The sequence below is a fragment of the Alteromonas aestuariivivens genome (assembly GCF_003367475.1).
Taxonomy (GTDB): domain Bacteria; phylum Pseudomonadota; class Gammaproteobacteria; order Enterobacterales; family Alteromonadaceae; genus Alteromonas; species Alteromonas aestuariivivens.
Genome location: NZ_QRHA01000003.1, coordinates 311,818 through 324,981, shown reverse-complemented (window position 1 = coordinate 324,981; position 13,164 = coordinate 311,818). Strand labels below are relative to the sequence as shown.

Sequence of the window (13,164 nt, the reverse complement as noted above, 5' to 3'; positions counted from 1 at the left end):
TGGGCCGTGCCAATTAACCCCTGTTGTGAAATCAAAGTGGCATAGCAAATATCAAGGCTCCGTCCTTCAAAGGGGAATCCTGTCGGCGATGAACGGGCATCGCCCGACAGGAGGTTGTCACTTAGTACGCTCTTACTTTGATAAACTGACAACCATTGCTTGGCGTCAGTTGCAGCACAGTTCCTGTGTAATCGGAAGATTGTTTGTAGGTGGCATCAATTACAATTGAACCTGTGCCATCTACCGAACTTGCCGTGCCGTTAAAGTCGCAGGAGGTGTTTGTGTCACTGTCCCAGAATTGTACGGTGCTACCGGTCAGATCTCTGTCAAAACGAATGCAGCTGTCAGAACCACTCAATTGCACTTCGGTACGGGTGTCCCACGTTATATCGGTGGTACTGCTGCAGGCTCCTGAAGAGGCGTTAACGGTTACGGCCAGTGAACTTTGCCCCTCCAGCCCATTTTCATCCGTCGCCACTGCTGTAATGGTATGCTGGCCAGCGCTAAGCCCAAGCAGTTCCGCTGAGTTCGGAGAGCCCGAATGCCCCCATTCGTAAGGTGCCACTAACTCCTGGCGAATGAAATTACCATCAACGTAAAGCTTTACATCGCTAATCGAAACACCTGTTGCCGGGCTAACCGCACTTACATCAAGGTAGAGCTGCTGATAACCTTCTTCCAATGTGATACTGGATGACGGAAAGCTGACAACTGGTACCGCTGTATTATTCACGGTTACGGTTAGCGATGCTTCACCCTCCAGCCCGTTTTCATCTGTCGCCACCGCTGTAATGGTATGCTGGCCAGCGCTGAGCCCAAGCAGTTCTGCTGAATTCGGAGAGCCCGAATGCCCCCATTCGTAAGGTGCCACTAACTCCTGGCGAATGAAATTCCCATCCACATAAAGTTTCACATTGCTGATAAGCACTCCGGCGGTTGGACTGACAGCCCCTACATCGAGATAAAGTTGCTGGTAGCCTTCGTCCAGTGTGATAGCGGATTGCTGGAAGCTCACCACCGGGGCCTGATAGATATCGAGGTCTATTATCTGCAGGTAAAGCGGCTGGGTGGTGCCGGATGAATTTTCCATCAGGTAGTAATACAGTTTGCCGTTGTCTATATGTACTACACCATGGTCAAACTGGGTTCCCGATGTTTGTTCGTAAACCTGGGTGAAATTATTGGTGCCTCCGGTGGCCTTTTCTACGTAGGGGTACCCGGATGAATTTAAACCAATGATATAGACATTGTTGCCAGCAGTATAAATATCAGTGGCACCGGTAAAATTGGTTGAATGGATGAAACTGCCGCTGCCGGCTGGTTTGTAAGAATGCAGGTACACTTCCTGATAATCGGGCCTGCTGGTGTCTGTTGAGCGCACCTTGCTGATGAAATGCACATCTCCCGCATCCGTTACTGTCCAGTCAAAATTGCCAACAATGTAAACCGAATTTGCTTCGGTGTGAGTAATCAAATCTCCCGGCTCGTAAAATTTGATTTCATCCGAGTTGATCAGTGGAAAGGTCATATTCTGGCCTTGATGATTTTTCCAGCTGCCATTGCCTTCAGGGTGATCAGAATAGGCGTAGTAGAGGCCGTTCTGATATTTGAATTTGTCGTTGTTGTTGCTGCTCCGTTGTTGAAAGCCGACCCTGAGCTTACCGTTGACGTATTTCATGTGGCCATACAATCCCCAATTGTAGGCGTTACCATAGTTCACAGCACTTACCACGTTAAATTCGGTAAAGTTCGACCAGGTTTGAGTGGCGTCGTCGTAGCGGTTAAATACATAACCACCGTTGTTGTTACCGCCTTTGCGCATGTAGAGCAATAAAGTGCCATCGGTGTTGGTGAAAAATGTCGGATAGGTAAGGCTGGCAAAGTTTGCTTTATCGCTTAAGTTTCCGGTCATGGTGAGATGTTTGTAATCATCGCTTCCCTGGCTGAGGCTACTGGTATCCTTTACAAACTGGGTGAGGGTAAAGTTATTGTCAGAAACGTCAGCTGCTCCGGGAATACTGTAGGTATAGCGAAAATAGTCGTCTTCGAAAGCGCCGCCATGATTGGTGTCAGTGTAAGCGTGCATGTCGTAGAGCATGTGGATTGTGCCGTTTATCGGGCTGATTGCGAGCGCGATGGTATTGTGGGATTCCCCTACGTTTGGGTCACCTCTGAAGCCAGTGTGCTGATGGGGAAACTCAATGGAGGCAATAGCCCCTGTTTGTGTATTGTAGCGGGATAACATGACATGACGGTCGTATTTTCCACCACGATACCAGGTCATAAATACGTAGTGCTTGTAGGTTTTTACGGCATCTCCGTGGGCAGAAATATTGGGCCCAAAAAAGTAGTCATAGGTTTCGGTAGTGGTATCGGCGTTGCCCAGCGTACCGTAATCGAGATTTTGTCCGTCAAAATGCAGGCCATAGTCGGTTATTTTAACCTCGGTTTCCAACGTTACGGCCGCCTGGCTGGTGAAACACAAAACCAGCAGTGCGAGTGTGCCGCGCCTGACGACCTGGCTGGCAATGCGGCAGTGGTGTTGAATGTTTTTCAGTGCGGGTCCATTCATATTTATTCCTCTGGGAGTTGTGGATGAGATTGCTCTTCAAACACTTTGAATCTGTTCGCGTTATACGCTTTGTTGATTCACACCGTAGTAACCTTTTATAAACAGCAAAAACTGTGTTTGCGATGCAGTATTATTTGAGTATTTTTGCTCGATTTTGGTTCTTCCTGTCTGACAGTATCTTCAGTTAGAATCTAAATTACACGTAACAGATCATTAAACATTCATTAACAAACAAAATCGATCAGTGTGAGTTTAGGAGAGGCTAAAGGATCCCGCCAGCGTAAAACGGTTAATGCATGCAAGTGGCAACCAGTAACGTCGTTGTTTAAATGGCGTTGAACTTTGTCTGGAATCGAGGAAGGTGTTGTCGAATTTATGCTTAACCTCAGGGGAGATGTGATTATGCCCCCCTGAGATTGCCAAGCGGCTGTCTTTGAAAGTTATTTTTTGATGAGTATCGCACCCACCACCAGGCAAATAATTCCCCCGGCGTAGTGCCATATAGCTTTGTCAGACATGGAGCCGGTGACCGATTCCTGGAGCTGGGAAGAGACTGACCCGGAAATCTGGTACCCGTAGTACAATAATCCGGCGCCAACAATAAACAGAGCAATGGCAATAATTTTACTGGTAGACATGGTATTTTCTCCAATATGCAGTTTGTTGTTTTCCCATTTCTGATGGCAACTTTATAAGGCAGGGCACAGAAAAAGGCTTTTAATGCAACGACCTAAAGCCAGTGTAGCAGTTGTTACACATATACACCGAATTTGGCGGGGAGTGTTTTTATGGCGGTTTCCAGTCAATGCCAAAGTTATAACCGGTATATACGACAATGGTCGGGTTTTCATTCATTACTTTTTGAGTCTACACTCAGATAAGGTACTTACCTATGCCCGCCATGCCGGAGCATTGATGATAAAAAAGGTACTCAGCCTGCCTCATATTCAGAATTGTGTATTTTTTGTTGGCGTTAGCGCCTAACACCTAGCGCCGTCAGGAGAAGTCTTGTCTGTGACTGTGAACTTTAGAATTTCATCCGACATTGGAAGGACCTGAATGCCTGACAAATCGTCTGCAGAGTCATATCAGAAGATATTTCAGCATTGTGCAATGGGTATGGCTCACGTCAGCCCGGAAGGGCGTTTCATTGAGGTAAATCCCCGCCTGTGTGAGTTTCTTGGTTACTCGGAAGATGAGCTGACCAACATGACCTTCCAGCAGGTTACGCCGGAAGAATACCTGGCTATTGACCTGCATCATGTTCACTCTCTGCTGGAGGGCGTGAGTGAAACCTTTTCCATAGAGAAACAGTACGTTCATAAGTCAGGCCTCAGGGTCTGGGGGCGCCTGACGGTCTCGCTGGTCAGGGACGCACAGGGCAACCCGGATTTTTTTGTTTCCGTGGTTGATGATATTGCGGAGAAGAAACGTATTGCTGCACAGCTGTATGAAACCGAAAGAACGTTCGGCAAAATTATTGGCGCCATGTCCGATCACATTATGATCTGGGTGGCGTCGCCGCGGCTGGATTCTCTGTTCTACGTAAATGAAGGGTTTCAGAAGATTTGGGGCCGGCCGCAGGAGGCACTGCTTCGCTCACCACGAAGTTATCTGAGTTTTGTGCATCCGGATGACCATGCCCGGGTCGTTGCCCATTACGAGCAGGTAAATAACAGCCGCTGGGAGCTTGAGTACCGGGTACTGAGGCCAGACGGTGAAGTACGTTACATTCGCGACAGAGGAAACGTGATCACCGATGAAAAAGGCAAAAAGCTCTACCTTATAGGCCTGGCTGAGGATATCAGTTCGGATCGTGAACTGGAAAATGCGCTGAGGCGCGCCAATAAACAACTGGCAAGGATGAACCGGATTGACAGTCTGACTGGCCTGTATAATCGCCGGGAAATACTCCACCAGATTGAAGCTGAAGTAAAACGACTGCAGCGAAGCGAATCTGTTGCAACCCTGATGTTCCTCGATTTGGATGATTTTAAGCAAATTAACGATGAGTATGGCCACTGGGCAGGGGATTGCGCGCTCAGAAGTTTTGCGGAAGGATTGCAGCATGGTTTGAGGGAGTCTGACAAGCTTGGGCGTTACGGTGGTGATGAATTTCTTGTGTTGTTGTGCGATACCGAGCAGGGCGCTGCAGAACAGTTTTACCAGCGTTTGTTACAACTCAATATTCATTTTCGGCTTCCTGAGGAAGAGCGAGACATTCCGTTAAAATTCAGCTGTGGGCGGGTTAGCTGGCAGCCCTCCTTTCAACATGCCCAGCAATGGATAGACGCCGCTGATAAACAGATGTATAGGGATAAGCAGCGGGTGTAGCGCCCCGCAAGGGGCGCGCAGAGTGTTATAAAGTCCGGCTACTCACGTTAAACACGCCGCAGGCTGGTTGCATAATTACGGCTGACGTTGCTGATACCACTGCGCCAGCTGGTTGCGTTCATCCTCAGTCATATTGGTTTTGTTCATAAAAGGCATATCTTTGGTTATGGCAGCCCGCTGTACTATCTGAGGAGCAAGCCGCTCCACATCTTCCCAACCGTCAAGCACAACCCCCAGAGGAGCTATTTTGAAAATGTCGTCTGTGGGTGAACGGGAATGGCAGCTCTGACAATGGGTTTCAACCAGCTGCATAACAGTTTGGTCATCCACTTCAGTATTGGCCTTGGTGCTTTCCTGCGTATTGAGCGAAGCGGGAGAGGCATCCGGCCACGAAACCCAAATACTCAGAGCAAGCATGGCTGCAGCCCCTGACACCAGTATGCCGGGTTTGACGATACCGTGGTGGCGCAAATTGAAAAAATGCCGGATCCACGCAGAAATCGCAATAATCAGAATGAGTACCAGCCAGTTCCATTCATGCTGATAGGTCATAGGGTAGTGATTGCTGATCATGATAAACAGCAGTGGCAGGGTAAAGTAATTGTTGTGCACAGAGCGCAGTTTGGCACCTTCGCCCCAGGCGGGATTGATGTCCTGTTTGTTGGCAACCGCCGCCACCATTTTGCGTTGCGCAGGCATGATATTGAACAGCACGTTCCCGGCCATGATGGTTCCGATCAGGGCGCCCACATGGATATATGCCCCCCGGCCGCTGAACCAGTGGCATGCGAGGTAAGTGGCAAGGCAAATCATTACCGCCAGACAACAGGCAAAAACTACCGGGTACTGGCTCAACGGGCTGCGACAGGCCAGCTCGTATAAAACCAATCCGCCAAATACCAGTGCCAGCCCCAAACCAATGGCCTGCCCGCTTTCCATTGGCATTACTGAAGGATCGATAAGATAGGCGGATGCCCCCAGGTAGTACACCAGAATCAGCAAGGCAAAACCACTCAGCCAGGTGGTGTAGGCTTCCCACTTAAACCAGTGCAGGTTTTCAGGCATTTTCTCCGGGCCGTAGGCGTATTTGGCAACCTCGTAAAAACCGCCACCGTGTACCGCCCATAAATCGCCTTTGATGCCCTTTTGCTTTTTCCACTCCGGCGGGCTCTCCAGGCTGTTGTCCAGCCAGATAAAATAAAATGAAGCGCCTATCCAGGCGACACCGGCAATCACGTGAAACCAGCGTACGAATAATGAGAGCCAGTCAAACCATGGCATAGGGCATTTCCTCCTGTTTGGCGTAAACACACTCACCTGCGACCCAGGTTTCAAAGATGGCGCGATCGTCACCCAGCATGCTCATTGCAAAAATCATATCCTGTGGGTCCCTGGAATCGGCAAGGCGCAACTGTGTCAGTTCGTCAAAAGCCGGTTGCAGAATAACAAAATCCGCATGGGTGCCGGGATTCAGGTTACCAATACTGTGGCTAAGCTGGTGGGCGATAGCGGCACCCTGGGTCATGCTGTAAAGGCCATGCAACGGCGAGTATGCTGTGTGTCGCAGTTGGCAGATTTTGTAGCCCTCGCCATAGGTACGCAACAGGTTAAAGCCGGTACCACCGCCCACATCTGAAGCCAGTGTAAGATGCACCTGACTGGCCTGAGCCTTGGCCAGATCAAACAGCCCACTGCCCAGAAACAGATTCGATGTGGGGCAAAACGCGACGCTGGCGTTGGCATCATGCAGGCGCTGCCATTCTTCATCGGTAAGGTGGACACAATGGCCAAACACGGCACGGCTGCGCACCATATGGTATTTATCGTAAACGGCTAAATACCCATCCTGATCCGGATAAAGGCTCTTCACCCAGGCAATTTCGTCCAGATTTTCGGAAAGGTGGGTCTGAATGAATACATCCTGGTATTGCTGGGCCAGTTCGCCCAGAGCGGCCATCTGTGCTTCGCTGCTGGTGGGAGCAAATCTGGGGGTGAGGGCATACAGATTCCTTCCTTTACCGTGCCAGCGTTCAATCAGTTCGGCACTTTCCCTTTGGGCAAGAGCTGGAGAGTCCATGAGGTAATCCGGGCAATTACGGTCCATGCAGACCTTACCGGTTACCATCGCCATATTCAGCTGGCTAGCCTGTTCAAACAGGGTTTCGGTAGCGGATTGATGCACCGTTGAAAATACCAGCCCGGTCGTGGTGCCGTTTTTAAGCAGTTGGCGCAAGAACACCGCGGCGATCCGCTCGGCATAATCCCGCTCACTGAAACGTTTTTCCGTAGGGAAGGTGTAAGTTTCCAGCCAGTGCAGTAATTGCTTGCCGTACTGACCGATGATTTCTGTTTGTGGGTAGTGCAAGTGGCTGTCGATAAAGCCGGGCAATATCCACTTGCCGCGATGATCATGCAGTTGAGCTTCAGGATAGAGGTTCTGAATTTCAGCGTATACGCCTACATCAACAATGGTGTCATTTCTGATCACCAACGCCCCATCTTCGAAAAAAATGGCGTCGTCGTCCGGCGTATGGGTCTGATGCGGGAAGTGAACAATACTGGCTCGAAAAAGTTGAATGTTGCTAGCCACTTAGCTTCCCCGGTAGCTGCTGAAACCAAAGGGTGAGATCAGCAACGGTACGTGGTAGTGACCACCGTTGTCAGCCAGTTCGAAGGCAATGTCCACATAGGGGTAGAAGCTGTTGCCATGGCGCGTGGACAGATAACCGTGGCAATGAAAACGCAGGTGATAGATGCCGGCGTCAAGAGTTGGTTGCCCCCAGTCTTTACAGCGGCCGTCGTCGTCGGTCATACCTTCATAAGACTGGCCGTCCGGGGTGGTCAGGGTTATGGGGATCCCGGCTGCCGGGCAGCCGGCCGTGGTGTCGAGAACGTGACTGGATAGGGTGTTCATGGCGTGACTTCCTGTGACAAATTCTTTTCGATTCTTAGTAACGTGATCTTTATCTGCTGCTCGGCAGCGTTGCGTATTTCTGTCGGGGTATCGTTTGGCAGGCGTGCATTTAACGCTTCCAGCATGGTTTCAGCGCTGAGCCCGGTGGCGCAGATGATAAAAATAAACCCATGCTTGTCGAGATAGGCGAGGTTGCCGTCCCGCAACGCCTCCAGCGTGGCTTCACCGGCCTGGGCCGCACCGCTTTGTTCACCCGCTGCCATGGTTTTGGTGTGGGCGTACTTTTCGCGCAGGCTATTCATATCGCCTATCATGGGGTGGGCGGAAAAGGCTTCCAGTAAGTCTTCTTGCTGCATGGTTTTCCAGGCTTCGAGGGCCTGCTGCCTGACTGCCTCTATACTGGAATAGGGGCGGTGGGCCACCATAATGTCCACCCATTTCTTTGCCGCACACGTTGCGGCAAACCATTCGCTGGCCTTGGCTTTGTGGAGTTGGTTGAGTTGTTCAAGGGTCATACTTCGGATTCCTTGGTGAGTGGCAGATTGGAAGAACGCTGGGGCCGTGGGGCGTGGTTCTGGGGCTGGTTGAGCCGTTCAATGATTTGCGCACTTATGGACACCGCCACTTCAATTGGGCGTTTCCCTGGCACCGACAGATTACCGATAGGGCTGACCAGAGGCGCCAGGTCCTGATCATTGAGGCCGCGATTTCGTAGCCGGGTTTCGAATCGGCGGGCTTTGGTGTCGGACCCTATCATGCCAACATAATCAAAGCGTTTTTGCCTGAGTGCATTCAACACCAGTTCATAATCCAGCTGGTGGTTGTGGGTCAGGATCACCAGCCAGCAGTTGTCTGGTAGCCGGGCAATTTCGCCTACCGGATCGTCGTCAACCACGGTATCAACGTTGGCAGCAACGGGAGTGTGTTCAAACAGCTGTGCCCGGCTGTCAACCCAGTGAATTTGCAGGGGGAGCTGGGCCAGAATGGGCACCAGAGCCTGGGCGACATGGCCGGCACCAAAGACCGCTACATGCTGGCAATGGGCCGCTTTGGCTTCCAGCAATACTTTGACTGCGCCGCCACAGCACTGACCCAGCGTGCTGGCCAGTGGGAAAGAATGAATTTGCTGGCAGTCCCGGTTCTCCAGCAACAAATGCCGGGCCAGTTCAATGCTTTTGAATTCCAGATGACCGCCGCCAATGGTGTCGTGTACCGAATCGGCAGTTACCACCATTTTGCTGCCAGCCTCCCGCGGGGTAGAGCCGGCAGCGTTCAGCACCGTTACCAGCACGTACGGAGCCCCCAGTTGCTGGCATTGATACAGTGCCTCAAACCAGGTCTGGGTTCTCATACTGCCTCCTTGACAACCTGTTGTATCGCACTCAGCACTTTTTCCGGTGTTGCCGGGGCATGAAGCTGCGGGTCAACCCGATAGCCTGCAAGGCTGGAAATCGCATCTTTCAGTGCGCACCAAACAGAAATGGCGAGCATAAACGGCGGTTCACCGACGGCTTTGGAGTGGTAAATGCTGTCTTCATCATTGGGGCGAGGGTACAACTCCACACTAATCCGCTCTGGCGTGTCGCCTATGGCCGGAATTTTGTAGGTGGCCATATTGTTGCTGATGAGTCGGCCTTCGTTATTCCACAACAATTCTTCACTTGTCAGCCAGCCCATGCCCTGTATAAATCCGCCTTCGATCTGCCCGATATCAATGGCCGGATTCAGGCTGGTGCCAACATCGTGCAAAATATCCACCTCATTGACCCGGTATTCACCGGTGAGAATGTCGATGCTGACTTCCGAAACCGCAACGCCATAGGCAAAGTAAAAGAACGGTCGCCCGTTGCCCGAGGCGCGGTCATAGTGAATTTTTGGGGTGCGATAAAAGCCGCTGGAAGACAGGGAAACCCTGGCCATGTAGGCATCCTGAACCAGTTGAACAAAGTCAATACTGTGCTCGCCAATGAACAGTTTGCGTTCACTGAAACGTGCGTTGTCGGGCGCTACACCCAACTGGCCGGCGTAATATTCGATAAGGCGCTGCTTGATAGCTAAGCAAGCATTCTGGGCGGCCTTGCCATTAAGATCTGTCCCGCTGGACGCGGCGGTGGGCGAGGTATTGGGAACCTTGTCTGTGCGCGTTGCGGTTACCTCCACATCATCAATGGCCACTCCAAATTCATTGGCAACAATTTGCGCTATTTTGGTGTGCAGCCCCTGACCCATTTCAGTTCCACCGTGGTTAACCTGTATGCTGCCATCGGTGTAAATGTGCACCAGGGCACCGGCCTGGTTAAGGTGTTTGGCGGTGAATGAAATGCCGAATTTCACCGGTGTCATGGCCAACCCTTTTTTAATGATTGGGCTGGTTTGATTGTATTGACGAATTGCTTCCCGCCGTTGCCAATACTGGCTGCTGTGCTCAAGCCGCGCAATCATGTCTGGCAGCAGGTTGTTTTCTATCTGCATGCCATACTGGGTGGTGGTACCGGTGTCAGGCCCATAGAGGTTGAGTTTGCGCACAGTCAGAGGGTCCTGCCCGGTTTTGCGTGCGATGGCATCCATCATGGCTTCGGCCATGATCATGCCCTGTGGGCCACCAAACCCCCGAAACGCAGTGTGGGACACGCAGTGGGTTTTAAGCCGGTGACCAACCACGTCGCAGGCTGCCAGGTAGTAGCCGTTGTCGACGTGAAACATGGCGCGGTCGACAATTGCATCGGAAAGGTCGGCCGAGTGACCACAGTTGCCTCGCACTTCAACCTGTGCCGCGAGGATTTTACCTATTTCGTCTACGCCTACTGAATAACGGTTTTCGAACGGATGTCGCTTACCGGTCACCACCATGTCGATTTCTCTGGGCAAGCGCATTTTCACCGCCCGCCGGTTGCGGTGCGCAAGTACGGCCGCGAGACAGGCCCATTGAGCTGCCTGGGTTTCCTTGCCACCGAAACCGCCGCCCATGCGGCGCATATCGACGGTAACCCGGTGCAGTTTAACTCCCAGTACTTCGGCGACCAGTTTCTGCACTTCGCTGGGGTGCTGGCTGGAGGTATAGATGGTCATGCGATCTTCTTCACCGGGCACTGCAAGGGACACCTGGCCTTCCAGATACATGTGCTCCTGGCCGCCAATATTGAGCTCACCGTCAATTTTGATCGGTGCGCCCTCAAAGGCCGTGCAGAAATCTCCCTGCTGCATGCGGTGAGAAGGGCGCACAAACGACTCCTGCTCAAGTGCAGCGTCCACATCTAACAGTGGCGGTTGGGGTATGATATTTATCTGCGCTTTGTTGGCTGCCTGCCAGGCGTGCTGGTGGGTGTCTGCCAGAACGGCGAAAACGGGCTGGCCGTAAAATTTGATTTCCTGCTCTGCCAGAATTGGGTCGCCGTCGAAAACCGGGGCAATGTCGCGGTGGCCAGTGATGTCGTCTACGGTAATCACATCAATAACACCGGTGCTGCTTCTTACCGCTTCAAGATCAATCTGACTCAACTGACCGGCAGCAGCTTGGCTCAATCCTACTGCGGCGTAGCAAAGGTCAGAAGGATGTGGCATATCATCGACATAACGGGCCAGGCCCGTTACCTGGCGGATAGCACTTTCGTGAGGTACAGACTGATTCACTGCGCCTTTCGGTGTGGTGGTGAGGTTTTGATCAATCAGTTTACGCATAGGTCACCACCCGGGTTTCCACCAATTGATGTTTGGCAGAATTGCTACTTTGATGTTCAAGCCAGAATCGATGCCACAGGTTAGCCAGCACCGTTCTGCGATACTCTGCACTGGCGCGGACATCGTCAATGGGGCTGAATGCTTGTTGCAGGATCTGTTTGCCCAGATTCAGGGTTTCCTGGCAATCCCAACGTTTACCTGTGAGAGCGTCGCTGAGTTGGGGACAACTGACGGGGGTTGCGGCAACGCCGCCAAAACCGCTTTGAACGTTTTCGATTACACCGTTTGTAACCGCAATATTGAATACCGCGCAAACGGCGGATATGTCATCCTCGTGGCGTTTTGAGACTTTGTAAGCGGATAGACACTGATTCTTGCTGAGCTTATCAACGTCAATACGGCTGATCCATTCGTCCGATTGCAGGGCGGTTTTTCGGTAGCCAGTGAAAAACTCTGCTACCGGGATTGAACGCTCTGTTTCACCATTGTCGACGAAAATTTGGGCACCAAGTGCCAGGAGCACCGGTGGCATGTCGCCAATTGGCGAGGCATTGGCGACGTTACCCCCTAACGTCGCCTGGTTTCGAATTGGCAGTGACGCAAACCTGTGTATCAGTTCCTTCAGGCTTGGGTAGTGGCTGAGCAACAGTGGAGTAATGTCGGATAGGGGGGCTGCAGCACCAATTTGGATCGTTTGCCCTTCATCGGTGCATTTTTTCAGTGGTTCCATCTTTGCCAGGCTGATCAGGCGGTCAAATTTGTGTCCTTTCTGAGTGACCTCCAGACTTAAATCGGTGCTCCCTGCTACCAGTGGAGCGTCCGGATATCGAGTACGGTAATCGGCGAGCATCTGGCGACTGGTCGGTATCAGCAATTGTGAAGCAGTGGAGCAGGAATCTGTACCCAGAGCCTTGAGTGCAGACATGGTTTGCTGTTGATCACGCAGAAATTCATCCGCAACAGGTTGGTTACAGGCGTCCAGCGCGGCATCGATAATCGGGCGATAACCGGTGCAACGGCACAGATTACCTGATAGCGCCTGTTCAACGTCGCTGCGTACCAAAGGCGCCGCTTCATTACGCGAAGAGTGATAAAGGGAAAAGAGTGACATCACAAAACCGGGAGTACAAAAACCGCACTGTGAGCCGTGATGACGAACCATCGCTTCCTGTACCGGGTGCAACTTCTTATCGCGAGCAAGGTGCTCAACAGTGATCAGCTGCTTTCCGTCCAGTGCCGATAGCAGTGCAATACAACTGTTTATACTGCGGTAGTGAAGGCCGCTTTCGTCCGGATTAAGTTCCGCCACAACCACTGTGCAGGCCCCACAGTCTCCGGCAGCACAACCTTCTTTGGTGCCGGTAAGTGCGCGTTGTTCGCGCAAAAACTGTAACACTGTCAGGTCGGCAGCTGCGCTTATTTCTACGAGTTCCCTGTTTAGTAAAAAGCGGACCATGCCGTTCTCCCGGGTATACTAAATGCTTGTTTAGGCATTACTATATCTGTCTTTGCAACTTAAAAGTAGACCAAATGGTCAGTTTTTTGATTAAAAAAACACGCCAACCCTTCAACAGGCATGACGCTCTCATTTTCCGTTAAACCCGATTTTGCTGGAAAAACGTCCAAAGGCTGTTTATTTGAAACCTGGACGGGTTCGAAGTTTCGT

The 13,164-nt window shown here is 51.6% G+C and carries 10 protein-coding genes; 1 reads left to right on the top strand and 9 read right to left on the bottom strand.

Translation table 11 applies throughout. The annotated features are described in order from the left end of the window. Positions 1-121 precede the first annotated feature (121 nt). Positions 122-2,572, bottom strand: coding sequence for a BNR-4 repeat-containing protein (locus DXV75_RS05835; RefSeq protein ID WP_115592444.1), 2,451 nt, complete (start codon positions 2,570-2,572; stop codon positions 122-124). A 440-nt stretch (positions 2,573-3,012) separates the two neighbouring features. After that, positions 3,013-3,210, bottom strand: coding sequence for a DUF3185 family protein (locus tag DXV75_RS05830; protein ID WP_115592443.1), 198 nt, complete (start codon positions 3,208-3,210; stop codon positions 3,013-3,015). 421 nt (positions 3,211-3,631) lie between these two features. Here DXV75_RS05830 and DXV75_RS05825 point away from each other — a divergent pair, with 421 nt between their 5' ends. Next, positions 3,632-4,906: a diguanylate cyclase gene (locus DXV75_RS05825; RefSeq protein WP_115592442.1), complete on the top strand. Its 1,275-nt coding sequence runs from the start codon at positions 3,632-3,634 to the stop codon at positions 4,904-4,906. Between the two features lie 75 nt (positions 4,907-4,981). Here DXV75_RS05825 and DXV75_RS05820 read toward each other — a convergent pair whose 3' ends face one another. Genes DXV75_RS05820 through xdhA form a run of 7 tightly spaced genes read right to left on the bottom strand, consistent with a single transcriptional unit; the run spans position 4,982 to position 12,954 of the window. Next, entirely contained in the window at positions 4,982-6,187 is a 1,206-nt protein-coding gene (locus tag DXV75_RS05820) for a urate hydroxylase PuuD (RefSeq protein WP_115592441.1), read from the bottom strand. Next, positions 6,174-7,484: a guanine deaminase gene (gene guaD, locus DXV75_RS05815; RefSeq protein ID WP_115592507.1), complete on the bottom strand. Its 1,311-nt coding sequence runs from the start codon at positions 7,482-7,484 to the stop codon at positions 6,174-6,176. The genes DXV75_RS05820 and guaD overlap by 14 nt, the downstream gene beginning before the upstream one ends. A 12-nt stretch (positions 7,485-7,496) precedes the next feature. After that, positions 7,497-7,820 (bottom strand): hydroxyisourate hydrolase, encoded by a 324-nt coding sequence (gene uraH / locus DXV75_RS05810; RefSeq protein WP_115592440.1) that lies wholly within the window; start codon positions 7,818-7,820, stop codon positions 7,497-7,499. Continuing rightward, complete coding sequence (gene uraD, locus DXV75_RS05805) at positions 7,817-8,335, bottom strand: 2-oxo-4-hydroxy-4-carboxy-5-ureidoimidazoline decarboxylase (RefSeq protein WP_115592439.1); 519 nt, start codon at positions 8,333-8,335, stop codon at positions 7,817-7,819. Before uraD ends, uraH begins: the two co-directional genes overlap by 4 nt. After that, positions 8,332-9,171, bottom strand: a complete 840-nt coding sequence (gene xdhC / locus DXV75_RS05800) for a xanthine dehydrogenase accessory protein XdhC (RefSeq protein WP_115592438.1) — start codon at positions 9,169-9,171, stop codon at positions 8,332-8,334. The genes uraD and xdhC overlap by 4 nt, the downstream gene beginning before the upstream one ends. Next, complete coding sequence (gene xdhB, locus DXV75_RS05795; protein ID WP_115592437.1) at positions 9,168-11,498, bottom strand: xanthine dehydrogenase molybdopterin binding subunit; 2,331 nt, start codon at positions 11,496-11,498, stop codon at positions 9,168-9,170. Before xdhB ends, xdhC begins: the two co-directional genes overlap by 4 nt. After that, positions 11,491-12,954 carry a xanthine dehydrogenase small subunit gene (xdhA, locus tag DXV75_RS05790; RefSeq protein ID WP_115592436.1) on the bottom strand — a complete coding sequence of 488 codons (1,464 nt, stop codon included), beginning with the start codon at positions 12,952-12,954 and terminating at the stop codon, positions 11,491-11,493. Before xdhA ends, xdhB begins: the two co-directional genes overlap by 8 nt. Positions 12,955-13,164 lie beyond the last annotated feature (210 nt).